Genomic DNA, 15663 nt, shown 5'->3' on the forward strand with positions numbered 1-15663 from the left:
ACAACCGTGTGCCCTAGGATAGGAAAGCGTGGCTAAAAACAACACCAAAGCGGACCTGAACAAAAAACCCATCGACGTGGCAACCATGTTTGACGGGGTGGGGGAGAAATATGACCTCACCAACACGGTACTGTCTTTTGGCCAGGATGCTTATTGGCGCAAGCGCACCCGTGAGCGCCTGGACCTGAAGCCGGGGGAGAAGGTTCTAGATTTGGCCGCCGGTACGGCGGTGTCCACCGTGGAGCTGTCCAAGTCCGGCGCGTGGTGCGTGGCGTGTGACTTTTCCCGGGGCATGTTGGCTGCGGGCCGGGACCGGGACGTGCCCAAAGTGGCTGGGGACGGCATGCAGTTGCCTTTCCCTGACAACACTTTTGATGCGGTCACCATTTCTTATGGCTTGCGCAACATTCACGACTTTGAGCTGGGACTGCGGGAAATGTCGCGCGTGACTAAGCCGGGTGGGCGGCTAACGGTGGCGGAATTTTCCAAACCAGTCATCCCGGTGTTTGGCAACCTGTACAAGGAATACCTCATGCGGCTTCTGCCGCCCATTGCCAAGCTGGTGGCCTCCAATCCAGACGCTTACGTTTATCTAGCGGAGTCCATCCGCGCCTGGCCGGAGCAAGACCAGCTGGCCGCTGCCATTAACCGCAACGGGTGGGAAAACGCCGGCTGGCAAAACCTTACCTTTGGCATTGTGGCCCTCCACTCGGCCACTAAGCCCCGCTAGCCGCCCTACAAGGGCCTACTGGATGGTAAGGGGTTTCAGCTCTGACACCGCTGGGGCTGACAAGGCACAGAAACAGTCGTGAAGATCTTCCACCGACGTGGACTTAGCGCAGACTAGCCGGCCCTAGCGGAGGCTCGCGTGCCACGCATTTTTACATGGTGCTGGCGTACCTGTTCTAGCTGGGCGGCCAAGTAAGCCTGATGCCTAACTTTGGTTTATCTTCTTATCGAAGATCGTCCAAACCTTTCGCCTTTTTAGGTCGAAAGACAAATCATACCGAATCTTATTTACGAAAGCGCTTCCTTTTCCTGAACGAACGTTAATCAGAGGCTCATTCAATGTCTGATGCCTGCTTTGCCTTTCGTCCGGCCTGGTCAAAATAAATACCGCTAACCTCATCTACCGTATACTCTCTATAAACGGCTCAGGGTCGCCTCTCACCTCGGTGATGCGCCTGAGTCTTTGAAGTTTTTCCGCGTGGTACAGCGAGCCCGTGACGGTCCCAAATTCCTCACCCTGCTTTCTAGCTCCACAGCGGGCTGTCGCGCCGGGTAAGTGATATCCCACGTCCGGCTAAACGCCAGGCTCGGGCTACCAGGTCGCGGTCTTCATCTGTGACAAGGTTGCCCATGAGCCGGGCGGCGGCGGGCATGAGCATGCGGCCCACCGGTCCGCGCAGTGCCACGGGGCCCGCCAGTGGCAGGAATTGCGGGTAGGTCAATAACCGCGCTGCCGTGCGTGCAAGGAGGAAGGCTTCACCATAAGCGCTTTGCAGGGTCTGGGGCCAGGCGCGGGTGAAGTCAGGTTCAGCAAGAAGGGATACGGCCATGGCTGCGGTTTCTAGCCCGTAGTCAATTCCTTCGCCATTGAGGGGGTTCACACAGGCTGCGGCGTCACCAATGAGCATCCAGTTTTTTCCAGCTACGCCACTGACGGCACCGCCCATGGGCAATAACGCCGACGCCACCTTTTCCACCGGCCCTAGCCCCCATTCTTCCCGTTGTTGTTCGGCGTAGTAGTCAAGGAGTTTCTTGGTGTTGATCTTTGCCGGGCGTGTGGCGGTAGATAGTGCGCCTAGCCCTATGTTGACCATGCCTAGTTCGCTACCCAACGGGAAGATCCACCCGTAGCCGGGTTGAACTTCACCGGCGGCGTTTTTTAGCTCCACGTGTGAGTGCATCCAGGGTTCTGCCGCCTTGGGGGAGGTGGCGTAGGAGCGGGCAGCAATTCCGTACACCTCGCCTTTGTGCCAGATTCTTCCTAGCTGTTTGCCGAAGGTGGAGCGTACGCCGTCGGCAACAATGACCCACCGCGCGGTGACGGTATCCGCGCCAACGTGAAATGACCTCAACTGGCCATCCACAACGTGGGGTGCGTTAGCCGTTCCGTGGATAAATTGCGCCCCGGCGGTGCGTGCGTGCTCGACTATGAGCGCGTCAAAGTCCGTGCGGGGGAGGGCGGTTCCCTCCGTGCAGGGGTAGGACTGGGGCCAAGGGGCGGTGACAGAGCCGCCAAAACCGTGGAGCTTAAGTCCTTTGTTGCGGTAGGAGGGGTTAACCAAAATCTCTAGGTTTCCTAGCTGGTGCATAGCCCGTGGTGTTAGTCCGTCACCACAGGTTTTGTCGCGGGGGAACTGCGCGGAGTCTATGAGCGCTACCTGGTGTCCGGCCTTGGCGGCGTGGATTGCGGCGGCGGCTCCGGAAGGGCCGGCCCCAATGATTGCAACATCAAATTTTAGCTCCATGGGAACTATTGTTTCAGACTCCCGGCCCCTTAACTATGTTCAACCCCCGCACGTGGACTAGGTTAGAAGGGGATTATCAGCTGATCCAAAGTTAAATACATAGATCGTAGACTCCTGCTGGTGGTATGCGGTTTAGCAGACTTTATAAGGACAATAAAGAATGAGCGACGGCGAAAACACCGTAGATTTGGGTGACCCGCAGCTAACCATGCGCGTGGCTACTGGTGTGGCCGCAGTGGAGAAACTGCTCCTGGAAGAAATCAAGCGCGGGCAGCAGTTCGTTTTTGAAAAAGCGCTGCATTTAACCAGCGCCGGAGGCAAGCGCTTCCGTCCTGTAATGGCGTTACTCGCGTCAGAGTACGGCCCGGAGGCTGGCTCGGAAAAGGTCATTAAGGCAGCCACTTTGGTGGAGGTTATTCACGTGGCAACTTTGTACCACGATGATGTGATGGATGAGGCTGACCGCCGTCGTGGCGTGGAGTCCGCTAACTCGCGTTGGTCCAACTCTGTGGCCATTTTGGCCGGTGATGCTCTGTTGGCTCACGCGTCTCGCATCATGTCGCAGCTTGATACCCACACCGTTGCTCACTTCGCTGAGACTTTTGAGGAGTTGGTGACAGGTCAGATGCGGGAGACTCAAGGCGCTGGTGGCGCCAACCCGGTTGAGCACTACACGGCCGTTATTCGTGAGAAAACGGCGGTGCTTATCGCCTCTGCCGCCTATCTTGGGTCTTATCATGCGGGAGTTAGTCCGGAGAACTGCCAGCGCCTCAAGCGGATTGGTTCCAACATTGGCATGGTGTTCCAGATTATCGATGACATCATTGATATCTTCTCTGATCCCAAGGACTCGGGTAAGACTCCCGGCACGGACTTGCGTGAGGGCGTGTTCACCCTTCCTGTGCTCTACGCCCTGCAGGAAGACTCGGAGGCGGGGGAGAAGCTCCGCAACCTTCTCACTGGGCCTTTGAAGACTGATGAGGAGGTCGCTGCGGCTGTGGCGCTCCTTCACGCTTCCGGTGGCCGTGAGGCTGCTCTACGGGACGCTGAGAAGTATTTGGCTGCGGTTGAGGAGGACTTGGACAAGCTGCCGCAGAATTCAGCTACCGATGCCCTCCGTGAACTCACCCAGTACACCGTCAAGCGCGTTGGCTAGAATTACGCAACCACCTGCTGATTTGCATTTGCTGTAAGATAATCAGTAAAGTTACTTCACGCACCACAGCGGTGCTTGCCAGGTTGCCCGAGCGGCCAAAGGGAGCGGACTGTAAATCCGCCGGCGTAGCCTTCAGAAGTTCGAATCTTCTACCTGGCACAAATTTTATCCCGCAGTTCTTAGAAATTTTAAGGACTGTGGGATTTTTTCTTTCGCGCCGCCCCCGCTCTAGCAGCTCTTTTCGTTCCTGGGCACAAGCTGAGAAATTTAGTCTTTCACTTTTTCCTGAAAGTCTGTACAAACCCTGACAGTTGTCTAGATATATTACTAAATCACACTGCAAAATTTTTGATTTCATACCAAAAACAACACGGTTTTCGGTCCCTAAATATCATAAGGCCCGCTGGCTTGTGCTTTTGCCACTGTTTGCGCGGGCGTCTAATTCCGTTTAGATAGAGTTCATTCTGTGGCCTGACTGGTTATATTCCGTTGCCACACTGCCTTTCTTTATGGGTCTGACGTGCCCAGCCACCCCAAAGCTTTAGAAACCATGTAGAAGACTTGACAACTCTTAGGGCTCGTAGTTAGATTTCTTAGTGGAAGATGAGACCTGGCGACCAAAACCTTGAAAGGTAAGCCGCTATCAGGAAACATCTTGCTTTACCTCCACGGGTACGTCTCAAAACCTTTTCACCAAGAGGGCTTTTGAATTCCGAAGTGCCCTACTCCAATTTCGAACAGAAAGTTCTCATCTATGATGAAATTCAAAAAAGGCTTTGCCGTAGCTATTGCCGCTGGCGTTCTAGCAACAGGTAGTTTCGGCTCTCAGATGGTCGTGGCGACGCCTAGTGCTGTTGCTGCTGAGGGTGACTTCACCCACCAGGCTCTCCCTGTCCAGCCGCAAGATGGATACACCCTGAAAATCCACAAGTATGGAAAAACCAAAGGTAAATTCGCTGAAAACGGTGATCGACCCGAAGGTGAACGGCGCAAGAACAATGGTGTAGCAATCACCGATATTCCGAATTCGTTCGGTGATCCTGTCGCAGGCGTTGTCTTTGAAGCCTACAAGATCGGCGGTATTGACTTGTCGACCAACTCCGGTTGGCAAAATGCCGAAAAATTCTCCAAGGTGTTCAACGCTGGTGACAAATCAACCACGGATAAAGCCAAGAGCCTTGTAACTAATTTCGTTGTCGCCGGTACCACCAATGCCACTCTAGGCACTGCGACGGAAACTGCTGCAACTGACGCTCAGGGCGAGACGAGCTTGACAGGCTTGGATATGGGTCTCTACCTTGTTGTCGAGAAGTCTGTACCATCCGGGTACAAGAGGGACGTTCAGCCCTTCATCGTTGCTCTGCCGATGACGGATCCGGACGCCAAGAACCAATGGCTGAATACAGTTCACGTCTACCCCAAGAACTCTGTCCAGGAAGCCGGCGAGATTACCAAGACAGTCGAGGAAGTTTACGACGACAACAAAGGTGGCGCAACTGGCCAACCTAAGGGCAAAGCCCTTCTAGCTGGAAGCACCGAAAAGGTCCGTTACAAGATTGAGCAGGATCTTACTGCGGGCGATCCGTACACCAAGCTTATCCTCTCTGACTTCTACCCGAATTCTCGCCTCACTGTGGATAAAACATCCACCAAGGTGTACATCGTTGACACTACGAAGAATCCCGGTGATCAGGGTTACGTCGTAAAAGATCTCGAGAAGACTAACCATTGGACCGACAACGATGCCGCCGCAACCGACGACGCAGCCCTCAACGCTTACGCGATCACACTGACTGATACGGAGACGAACGGTGGTCTTGCAGTTCTTAATGAACAGACGAAAGACAACTACGCGAATTATGCCGTGGTCGCCGATGTTTACTTCACCGTTTCAGCGAACGGAAACGACGAGAATACTCCCATCGTCAACAAGTTCAAAGGTATCGTTGGGCGCGATGGCCAAACTCCGCCAGACGGGGAAGATCCAAATAAGCCACCAGCTGTTACCCCTCCGGGGCCCGGCAATCCCAATGGTCCGGATCCGAAGTATCCACGTTCCTACTACGGCAACGTGAACATCAAGAAAACCAATGTTGATGAGGATGTCGAACTGGAGAACGTAGAATTCAATCTCTACGAGTGTACCAAGGATGCCACAGCCGAAACCTACACCATTGGAAACGGTGCTACCCCGCTTAATACCGATCCGATCAAAACCCTGGCCGATCAGAACGTACCAGAAATTAAGGGCCTTCTAGCAACCGACTACCGCAACGGTTCGGTTAATCCGAATGCTAATACGACCGCATACTGCCTGGTCGAGACCAAAACTGCGCCTGGCTACGAATTGCTTGTTGAGCCTATCGGATTCCAGCTGCCTTCAGATAACCCCAATGCAACTATCGCTTTGAAGAACTTGAGTGTCAAGAACGTTCAGGAAAACGGTAACTTCAACCTGCCAATGACCGGTGGCATGGGTGTTATCTTCATCCTGCTCGGTGGCGCAGCTGCACTGCTGTTTGCTCGTCTGTTCTCTGTATTCGGACGTCGCAACGAAGCCTAATTGCTAGGTTTCTTAAAGCCCCGTGCTGAGGAAGCAAGCTAGTTGAAGGTTAGGGATGAGCGTTTGTGCTCATCCCTAACCTGCTAGTGGGAGTTGATGTAGCTCGTGTGTTTCGAAATGTGTTCTCTTTAAAGATTTAGAAGGTGATTGGCGTGGCAACTGCTGTAGTTAGCAAGCAGAAAGCTCCCAAAAAGCGGAAGCCTATGTCCGTGATATCGGTCATTTTGACCATCGTAGGTTTGGTGGCAATTCTCTACCCAGTGGCCGCTACTATTTACATGAATAGTCAGCAGCAAGGTGCCGTTGAGGTCTTTTCAGAGCAACAGGAGTCCATTCCTGCGGAGAAGCTTGCTGAACAGATTGAGCAGGCCCGCGAATGGAATGCAGCAAATCAGGGCGGACCTATCTTGGACCCTTGGTTGGCACGAATTTCGAAAGATAACGAGCTGTATCAAAGCTACACAGAGCAACTTGCGCTCACACAGGTGATGGGACAGGTAACTATCCCGAGTATTGATTCAAAGCTCCCTATTTATCACGGCACTACCGAGGAAGTGTTGACCAAGGGCATTGGTCACCTGTTCGGCAGTGGCCTGCCGGTAGGCGGTGAGGGAACCCATGCCGTGCTCACAGGGCATACGGGGATTCCGGTGGCAACACTTTGGGACAACCTCATTGATGTGAAAAAGGGTGACGCGATTTATCTCACCGTCTCGGGTGAGGATATGAAGTACAAAGTGTATGACCTGCAGGTCGTGCTCCCAGGTGAAAGCGACAGTCTTCGTCCCATCCCGGGCAGAGACGTCATCACTTTGATTACTTGTACGCCGTACGGCATTAACAGCCACCGTCTCTTGGTACACGCGGAGCGAGTTCCTATGGACCCTGATGAAGATGTGCGTCAAATCATCGAAACTGTTGGCCAACCCTGGCAGTGGTGGATGACCGCAGCGCTGGTGATTGTTGGGTTGTTCCTGCTACTGACCATCTACGAATGGGTCCGTAACAGGCGCCGGGACAGGAAAAAAGCGGCATCGGCGGCGCAAGAAGAAAACAACGTAATTACTGCTGAGTCCGGCTCAGTAATGCAAGAGGAGAATGACCCATGGAAATAACTAAAGCTCGATGGAGCCGGGTGGCAGTCGCTTTCACTGCTTCAGCATTCCTTCTTGGTGGTACTTCAGCGGCGGGCTTCGTAGCAAGTCCTGCGCAAGCAGGCATTGTTACTAGCACCGATGATGGCCCGGCCGCATCCCTGATTGACGGTTCCCGCAAGGTCAACCTAAGGGTACAAAAGTACCTTGGTGACCCTCAGAAGCAGTACGGTGATCCGTCTAATCCCAATGCGCGCAAGTCCCTGGACCCGGTTCCTGGTCTGAAGTTCTACGCTCAGAAAATAGGAGGCCTTGACCTCACTCGTAATGAGGGCTGGCAAATGGCCGAAGAAATGAATATCTGGGACTTCTATGACAGTGGCAAGGAAAAAGGCCGTCTTGGTGAAAAAATCGAGGCTGTCACGGATTCCAACGGTGTTGCAGAATTTTCCAACCTTGAGATTGGTCTTTACTACATCACCGAGGACACCACTACCGCCATTGATCACTCTTTGTCTGTAGTCAATCCCTTTGTCGTGGCGCTTCCTGCCACCAATGCTGAGCGCACCGGTTGGGATTACACCGTCACTGTTAAGCCCAAGGACCAACCAATTCTTGGTGAGACCGAAGGCAACAAGCAGTGCGCAAATATTGGCGACACAGTCCAGCTTGGCGTCACCGGCTCCCTCCCGGCACCGGGGCGCGACAACCTGATTTCCAGCTTCGCTATCTCCGCACCTCTTGATGAGTCCCTGGAGTTTGTTAAAAACAGCTCCGACTTCTACGTCAGCCGCAAACACGGTAGCAACGAGCGCACCAAGCTTGAGGCAGGGGACTACACCATCAAGCACGTGGACGGTAACCTCACCCAAGTAGAGTTCACCAAATCCGGTTTGGAAAAGCTTTCCAAGGTCCGCCGAGGAAATCCGGATGCTTATGTCCACTGGGGATTCAAAGCCAAAGCAGTGAAGAAGAAGAGCATGGTGAAGTTCACCGCCTTCCTCACCGCCCCTCATTACCCGGCCTTTGACCTGGTAAACCGTTACGGCGTGGAGTCTGAGGAATACGTAGTTACCATTCCTTGCTCTACTACAACACCGCCGCCGGGACCTTCGGGTGTTCCACCCACACCAAAGAAGACTCCGCCCTCTACGGGAACTACAACAACGCCCGTTGTACCAACTCCCGGGGATCCTGGAAACCCGGGAACCCCTGATACACCTAAGAAAACACCTAGGCCACCTGGTCTGGCTATGACCGGTGCGAATGTACTGGCAACAATCTTATTTGGTATCACCCTGACGGCTCTTGGCCTCATCCTTGTTCGACGCAATTACAAGAGGAACTAAACCTATGAAACTTTTTAGAACTCGTTACACGAAAGCTGCCCTAGCATCGGCAGCAGCAACAAGTTTGCTCATGATTAGTACCCCTGTTGCTCAATCGAACGAGGGGGTTGATTCTCCATTGTCTAATTTGGAGACCCTGGAGGGAGTCCCCGCTGGTAGTGATCAATCAGGAATTGCAGAAAGCCCCTCAACTGAGCTAGGCGTGCAAACAGTACCCGATTTAGATCAGGCATCAGAGAAGGCTAACGGGGTAACGGTAGATGACTCCTCTGACGTGATCACTCCTACCGATGACGCAAGCGCTAGGACTTCGGAGGCCCCGAACGAAAGTGTTGTATCTGCCGACGGTGACTCTGCGGGGGAATCCGCAAACGGAAACATAGTCTCAGGACCTCAAGCCAAGTTCTCCGTCGAGACCCTGTCTTACGATGACGACGCGAAGCTTTACACCAGGAAGCTATCCGGTGTTATTGAAGACGAAACCGGGTTAAACCATCCAATGGAAGTTCTCGTCATCCATAAACTGGGAAGCAATGACGTTGTTTCAGGAATTAAGGAAGCTACATACGACGGAAAGACTGCAAGTGGTACTACTTTCGAAGCGAGGAGTGCTGCAGAATCACAAGAACTGCTAGGCCTCGGTGAAGAAGAAGCAAAATTTAAGCAATTCCTTCAAATTTTTCCTGATAAAACCGACGAGTCAGATTCCCTTAACGGTAAGAAGTTTAGTATTACCTATACCGTGGGTTCCGAAGAACCTGATGCCCACTGGAGTCTAATTCCGACTGCAGTTGATGATCAGCCTGAAATACGATCGGGCAACGGAATTGACGTTGTGGCCGGAAAGGTGCCGCCCGCAGCCGCCCCACCGCTTGAAGGCTACGAAGACTTCAACGCACCAGCGAACCCAAAGAACTTCCTGATCAATAATCTGGAAATTGCAAAAGAGGTTTTTAACCAGCGTGAGACTCATGGTGGTGTGGAGTCTCAAACAGGTATGGGCGTCAACCGTACGCCTGCCTTTGATCTAGGACCACAAAAGCCTGTACCGGGATATTCTGTTCCTGATGGCTATGCCGTATCTTGGCCGGAGGGTTCTCAAACGTTGGGGGTAGGAGAGAGTTTTTTCAATCCTCATTGGTGTTTGGCTTATTACAAAGGAAATTCTTATTACAAGAATAAAATCAAGTATAGTTCTTACCAAGATCTGAATGGTGCAACGCGCCTTTGTACTCGGAATAACAATCTTGAGCAAGGAAGGTTCTTCAGTCGCGAGCACGTGAGTAAGCTTGAATCACATTCAAGGCAAGAAGGTAGAACGGTACGCTCAGAAAGTTTCACTATTGGTGGGGCATTTGGTGGCCCGCTATATGGATTTGAATTTGGAAGTCTTCGATCGAGAAATTCACAGGGCAGTTTAAGGAATCACTATAGCACTCCCATTCAGCCTAGATTGGTGAGGGACTCACGCGATGCTGTCCGAATACAGATAAAGGGTATCTTGGACACAAAGGACTGGCAGTTCCATAACATACCGGACGCTAGTTGGGATGGTTATCTATTAGTTTCTCCGGATAAAAAATTTGGCGTTGGGGTAACAGGGACCGGTCCTACAAACGTCAATAAGGTCGGAATTATTCAGGTTAGGTTCTTTAACAAAGCCGGTGTTGATAAACTCCTAAATCGAGACAACGGTCCTGATAATCCAAAGTACCGGGAGGGGCTCCAGATTCCAGCAAATACTCCAATGAAGATTTCTTATGCTACGCAGGAAGCTGGAGTGGATTTAAGATCCAAACAAGACAGCGACATGACTCTTCACGGCGGTTTCGAGCCCTATACCAATGTCTCTAAACCACCGAAGGTGAAGCCTGCTCCCCTGAAACTAGTAAAGACTCCTGCCGCTCCGTCAGATACTGGGGAGAATGAGGGAAAGACCGAGTTTACCTACGGGATAGTTGTGGACAACAACACCCCGCCAGCGGGAACGAAACCTATTGATCGAACTTTCCAGTTGTTTGATCTACCTGATTTTACTCGTGGGCTGGTTATCAAAAAGAGGGTTGTGGTCTTGCCTAACGGCAAGGAAATCGAGTTTGGTAACTATATCTCCGGAAAGGGCTACTATTTGCCATCCGGCGAGAACGACTTTACCCACAGAATTTCTGCTGGGGAAGTTCAGACTATTCAGGTTAAAATCTATACTTACGGGGTCACCGCAGAGAATCCGCAGGGAGCTAATCTGCGGTGTGAGAACGGCGCACCCAAAAAGGGCGCATATAATGCTGCCCGGCTTGAGTCTGAGGGACTAGAGCCTCTAACCAGCAATACTTGTATAGATGTGCAACCTCTACCTCCGGTTGCGCCCCCTCCGGTTCCTCAACTTGATAAAAATTGGTTAGAAAATGTTAAATATTCCCAAGGTGGGGACGGGCAATACCGCGCTAGCTACATTTTGACGATTGACAATACGGCACCGCGGGCCATCGATCGAGATCTGAATGTTTTCGATACGCCCTCTTTCTCCGCTACATCCGTGAAATCAGTGACTTCCGTGTGGGCCCGAAATGGAGTGGTCTCTTCAACCGGTGAAACCGTATTCGGGCAAGAATACAGTTTGCGCGGGCGCAGTGATGGGGTGAACCTTAATGGTTCAGAAATTAAAGTCACTGATGAACACTCGAACATCTGGCACGTTCCGGCAGGTAAGGTTGTTAAGAAGAAAATAGACGTTTATTATTATGCCGCTAACGCTCAAAGGACTGACTCTAGTTATACTTGTAACGGTAATCCTGGTAATGGCGCTTATAATTCAGCCTCTTTTACTCTTGATAACGAGGTCAGGCGCGCGTCCGATTGCGGCGATTTCCTGAAACCAGACTCGCCGAAACCGGTGATCTCTAAAACCCCACTTGGGGTTACTGATACTGAGAATTTTCCGGAAGGGAAAACCCTCAAATATTCGGTTACCCTGGAGAATCGCGCTGTTGAGGCTCAAGATTTTGAGGTAGTGGATATTCCAGAATTTACCGAAAAAGTAAACGTACTGAGAGTTAGGATTCAGGATTCTGTAAATGGTAATCCCTCTGGTCCGAAGAGGACTTCAGAACAATTGGAAGAGGGCAATCGCCTTTCTGGAAAGTATCGAATTGCTGATGCTGGGAAAAATACGTGGACTGTTCCTGGGCAATCTAGGGGGCAGAAATTCGTATACGTTGACATCTCTTATTCTCTAAACGCTCCCGCTGGTAGTGGGGATTACCGCTGCCTTGGAGCACCCCAGTTTACTGCCCGTAACGGCGGTTTTAATACTGCAAAGGTTAAATCTGGTGCGGAATGGCTTTCAGCGTCCACTTGCCAGAACATTGAAGCCCCGGCCGTTCCCCCGACCATCACAAAGACGAATAAAGGAGTAACCGATACGCCGAACTCAGATACAAAAACGGCGGAATTCGATATCTCTCTTAGGAACAATGACCCTGCACCCCGTGATTTTATTGTTTATGATAAGCCTGATTTCACGGATAATGTTCAAATTCGTAACGTTTTTGTTCAAGAGCTACGAGACAACGGTACCGGTGTCTTAGCCCCGGCTGGGGCCAAGACGAAACTTGGCGAGTTACAGGGACAGGGCGATAAGACCTACCGAATTTCTGACGTGCGTTCCGAAACTTGGGGCATCGGTGGCAATCAGACGGAGCATCGTCGTGTATATGTGGAATTTGTGTATGCGTCGAATGTAGACGCCCGTCGCGGTACGTTTAGCTGTGGGACGGTTCCTACACCGAATAATGGTGGGTTTAACAAAGTCTCAGTTCGTAAGTCTGGGGACTCTGGCGTTGAGATTACTTCAGATAATGCCTGCGCCGATATTCCTTCTCCGAAAGCAACCGTGCAGAAACGTAATGTGGAGATTACTGACAACGCCGAAGTGCCTGGACATAAGAGCGCGGTATACCAGGTTGTTGTGACCAATCCTGACCTTAAGGCTCGTCGGTTTGAAGTCAGTGACGCTCCGCTTTTCACAGATGATGTTGATATTCATGGAATGGAAATTCAGAATGCTGCCGTTAATGGCGGTCAGTATGTAGCGGTTGGGTCCAGGTGGACTGCAAATAAGCAAATTGCTGGCGGTGAAACTATTTACAAGATCACCGACCCAAATCAGGATGCATGGACGGTGCCTGCCGGTGAAACGGCGGTTAAATTTGTTTATGTAGATTTTACCTACGGAAGATCTGCATTAAGTCAAAATAACAAACTTACTTGTTCCCGTCCTCTTTCCCCGAAAAATGGTGCCCTCAATAAAGTTGTGCTCCGTTACCAAGATGGCGGAAACACGGTGGAAACCGATCCGGCATTTGCGTGCTTGGATATCGAATCTCCGAAGCAACCTGTTATAAGCAAGAAGTTCCTTCGGGTCCAACCGGTTCCCGGAAAGCCCGGCAGTATGCGGGCAGTATACAATGTCATTCTTTCTAACAATGACCAGACCTATGATTTTGAGGTCCAAGATACACCAGACTTCACGAAAAAAGTTGAAATCTCAGGATTTTCCGTTCAAGACTATAACCAGCGTCAAGATGGTTCTTTGATGTTGGTCGGTAGTCCCCGAAACGTTAACCCGGAAGTTGGAAATCCAAGAAGTTACCGTTTATCTGACTCAAACAGTGACAGGTGGCGTGTCCCACGGGGGCAGCGTAGTGCGAAACAAATTGTTATCGAATTTACCTACAAGGACAATCCCGAAGCCCTAGAAGGAAGTTTTTCCTGTTCTTCGGTTAAAGCACCGGGGAATGGCGCTTTCAACAGGGTTTCGGTAACCTCCAACCTAGTGCCGGGAGCAGCGCCAATCGCGGCCTCGGACTGTGGGAAAATCCCTTACAATAAACCCCAGATAACGAAGGATCCCCGTGGTTTTGAAAAAATCCCGGGTAAAACAGATGGCGAGATGGCTGTATATGACATTTCAGTAACTAACCCTGGTCCTGCAGCCGAATTCGAAGTCTTCGATGTTCCAGATTTTACGAAGAAGGTTGCTATCGATAATGTTTATATTCAGGATTTGGTTACAGATGGTAGCGGTGCTGTCTCTACTGTTGGGGAGAAACGTCTAGTTCGTAGTGAACAAAGCAATGGAGAAACTAGGTATCGTTTAACAGACGAAAATCAACGTACTTGGGGTATCGACGAAGATGGCACTGAGTCAAAGCGAATTTTCGTAGAGTTCTCGCATATTAACAACCTCACTGCAGACAATACGGGTGAATACCGTTGCCAGCAGGGTGATGTGGCCGGAAATGGTGGTTACAATAAGGTGAAAATTAAATATAATATTGCGAACCTCAATAAATGGACGGAGACATCCGCCTGTCAAGACCTTGATGAACCTTCCTTGGAGCCCTTTATTTCTAAAACTCCAGTTGGTCTTGTTGACGTCCCTGGCTCGCCCGGTGTAAAAACTGCTGTCTACGACATTGCACTTCGAAGCAAGACCCAATTCGTCCAGTACACCTTGTTGGATTATCCGAAATTTAGTGAAAACGTGAGGATTCGCGAAGTTAGGGTTCAAAAACTTGACAATAGCCGTCAGCCAGTAGGAACAGCGTGGGCTGTCACTACTAAGGAAGCGAAACCAGAAGCTGGTGTTACAGGTGACCCGGAGGGCAGCTATCGAATTGGAGATTCCGATACGTTCAGTAATATTCTCATAGAATCTCCGGACACTATTTATAGGCGTGTATATGTTGACTTTGAGTACCTAGATAATCCTGCAGTCCCTAGCAGCTATACTTGTAGCGCAACACCCGAACCGTCAAACGGCGCTTACAACGAAGTTCATATTGTTAAGCCTAAGACTGCGCAATCTCACAAATCATCTGCTTGTATTGATATTCCAACGCCACCAGAGCCGTTGGAAGTAGCAATAAAGAAGTTTGGTTACGGTGATGAAGAAACTCCTGTTACAACTGATGATTGGGATTTCGCCCTTTACAAACTGAAGGGTGAGTCCTTTGATTCCGACCAGCCTATTCGCCTTCTTCCTGGACTGACTGATGGTCAAAAACGCTTTGAGAAATCTCTGGCGGCAGGCGAATACCTGTTAGTGGAAACAAAGGCACCAGACGGTTTCGAGTTGCTCGCAGAGCCCGTTAAGCTGAGAGTGTCGCAGTCTGCGAATTCTTCTGGCGCTCCAGCAGAGCTGGTTCTATCACTTGCGGAGCCTAATATCGCTGTGGATTTGGACGGCACCATTATTAAAGTCTTCGACGTTCATAAGGGTGAGCTTCCAGAATCTGGCGGTCTGGGAGTGTACTGGATGTTGATTTTAGGGGCCCTATTACTTTCAGTCGTTGGTGTTAGCCGCCGGAAGAGCTTTGCCGGCTAGTTACTCTGCACCATACGAATGAGGATATTCCCTTCGGACTTGGTTAGTCCGAAGGGAATATCTTTTTGGCTGAAATTCTTGATTTCTCTTGCTTTGCGATCTTTAGCTCCGACGCGCTTTTGGTTCTGGGGTTACCCTTGAATTCCGGACACCTAGTTAGTGCGGAATTGGACTCCGTGCGGAAAGATGTTTGTTATGAGTCGTTCAAGAAGGAAGTACACCCCGGAGTATCGTGTGGAGGCTGCTCGTCTTGTTACTGAGACTGGGCGCAGTGTTGCCGTAGTCGCTGGAGAGATCGGGGTAGAAAAAGGTACGTTGTCGAGGTGGGTCAAGGCCGAGAAGGAGCGCAATAGTGACTCCGGTGAGCTATCGCCGGCAGAATCACGAGCCGAAATCTCTCGCTTGAGGAAACAAGTCGCTGAGCTGGAGATAGATAATGAGTTCCTGTCAAAAGCCAGCGCCTTCTTCGCTGCGAAGCAACACGAGAGGAGAAATACGAACTAATGCAGCGTGAGAAGGCTAACTACAGCATTACCCGGATGGGTTGCGTCCGCTAGCGTGGTGTATCTGTATCCCGCGATAGAACTGATGTCGATACGCAAAAGGTGACCATTGCGGGGTATCTTTCGAATCAACTAC

General features: G+C 51.1%; 8 protein-coding genes and 1 tRNA gene. 8 read left to right on the top strand and 1 reads right to left on the bottom strand.

All coding sequences use genetic code 11. The annotated features are described in order from the left end of the window. Positions 1 to 28 precede the first annotated feature (28 nt). On the top strand, positions 29 to 730 hold the full coding sequence (locus F4V58_RS01385; protein ID WP_281247308.1) for a demethylmenaquinone methyltransferase: 702 nt from the start codon (positions 29 to 31) through the stop codon (positions 728 to 730). A gap of 523 nt (positions 731 to 1253) precedes the next feature. Here F4V58_RS01385 and F4V58_RS01390 read toward each other — a convergent pair. Continuing rightward, the gene (locus F4V58_RS01390) at positions 1254 to 2474 is read right to left on the bottom strand and encodes a geranylgeranyl reductase family protein (protein ID WP_075732711.1); all 1221 of its coding nucleotides are present in this window, start codon (positions 2472 to 2474) and stop codon (positions 1254 to 1256) included. Positions 2475 to 2634: 160 nt separating this feature from the next. Between F4V58_RS01390 and F4V58_RS01395 the strand changes: the two genes are divergently transcribed. The 7 genes from F4V58_RS01395 (at position 2635) to F4V58_RS01425 (ending at position 15528) form a co-directional block, all read left to right on the top strand. Continuing rightward, positions 2635 to 3630, top strand: a complete 996-nt coding sequence (locus F4V58_RS01395; protein WP_075732713.1) for a polyprenyl synthetase family protein — start codon at positions 2635 to 2637, stop codon at positions 3628 to 3630. 77 nt (positions 3631 to 3707) lie between these two features. Further along, positions 3708 to 3789: transfer RNA gene (locus tag F4V58_RS01400), tRNA-Tyr, on the top strand. Positions 3790 to 4384: 595 nt separating this feature from the next. Next, the gene (locus F4V58_RS01405) at positions 4385 to 6193 is read left to right on the top strand and encodes a SpaH/EbpB family LPXTG-anchored major pilin (RefSeq protein ID WP_075732714.1); all 1809 of its coding nucleotides are present in this window, start codon (positions 4385 to 4387) and stop codon (positions 6191 to 6193) included. Positions 6194 to 6345: 152 nt separating this feature from the next. After that, positions 6346 to 7308 carry a class C sortase gene (locus F4V58_RS01410; RefSeq protein ID WP_150385666.1) on the top strand — a complete coding sequence of 321 codons (963 nt, stop codon included), beginning with the start codon at positions 6346 to 6348 and terminating at the stop codon, positions 7306 to 7308. Continuing rightward, positions 7299 to 8636, top strand: a complete 1338-nt coding sequence (locus tag F4V58_RS01415) for a SpaH/EbpB family LPXTG-anchored major pilin (RefSeq protein ID WP_150385667.1) — start codon at positions 7299 to 7301, stop codon at positions 8634 to 8636. Before F4V58_RS01410 ends, F4V58_RS01415 begins: the two co-directional genes overlap by 10 nt. A 4-nt stretch (positions 8637 to 8640) precedes the next feature. Next, complete coding sequence (locus F4V58_RS01420) at positions 8641 to 15024, top strand: SpaA isopeptide-forming pilin-related protein (RefSeq protein ID WP_150385668.1); 6384 nt, start codon at positions 8641 to 8643, stop codon at positions 15022 to 15024. A 195-nt stretch (positions 15025 to 15219) separates the two neighbouring features. After that, positions 15220 to 15528: a transposase gene (locus tag F4V58_RS01425; RefSeq protein ID WP_075732720.1), complete on the top strand. Its 309-nt coding sequence runs from the start codon at positions 15220 to 15222 to the stop codon at positions 15526 to 15528. The last annotated feature ends 135 nt before the right edge of the window (positions 15529 to 15663 follow it).

The sequence above is a fragment of the Corynebacterium phocae genome (assembly GCF_008693075.1).
Lineage (GTDB): Bacteria > Actinomycetota > Actinomycetes > Mycobacteriales > Mycobacteriaceae > Corynebacterium > Corynebacterium phocae.

Bases quoted from the DNA above. Each gene is read 5' to 3' on its own strand.
- F4V58_RS01390 (WP_075732711.1), bottom strand. From the start codon at position 2,474: ATGGAGCTAAAATTTGATGTTGCAATCATTGGGGCCGGCCCTTCCGGA.
- F4V58_RS01425 (WP_075732720.1), top strand. From the start codon at position 15,220: ATGAGTCGTTCAAGAAGGAAGTACACCCCGGAGTATCGTGTGGAGGCT.
- F4V58_RS01415 (WP_150385667.1), top strand. From the start codon at position 7,299: ATGGAAATAACTAAAGCTCGATGGAGCCGGGTGGCAGTCGCTTTCACT.
- F4V58_RS01420 (WP_150385668.1), top strand. From the start codon at position 8,641: ATGAAACTTTTTAGAACTCGTTACACGAAAGCTGCCCTAGCATCGGCA.
- F4V58_RS01405 (WP_075732714.1), top strand. From the start codon at position 4,385: ATGATGAAATTCAAAAAAGGCTTTGCCGTAGCTATTGCCGCTGGCGTT.
- F4V58_RS01395 (WP_075732713.1), top strand. From the start codon at position 2,635: ATGAGCGACGGCGAAAACACCGTAGATTTGGGTGACCCGCAGCTAACC.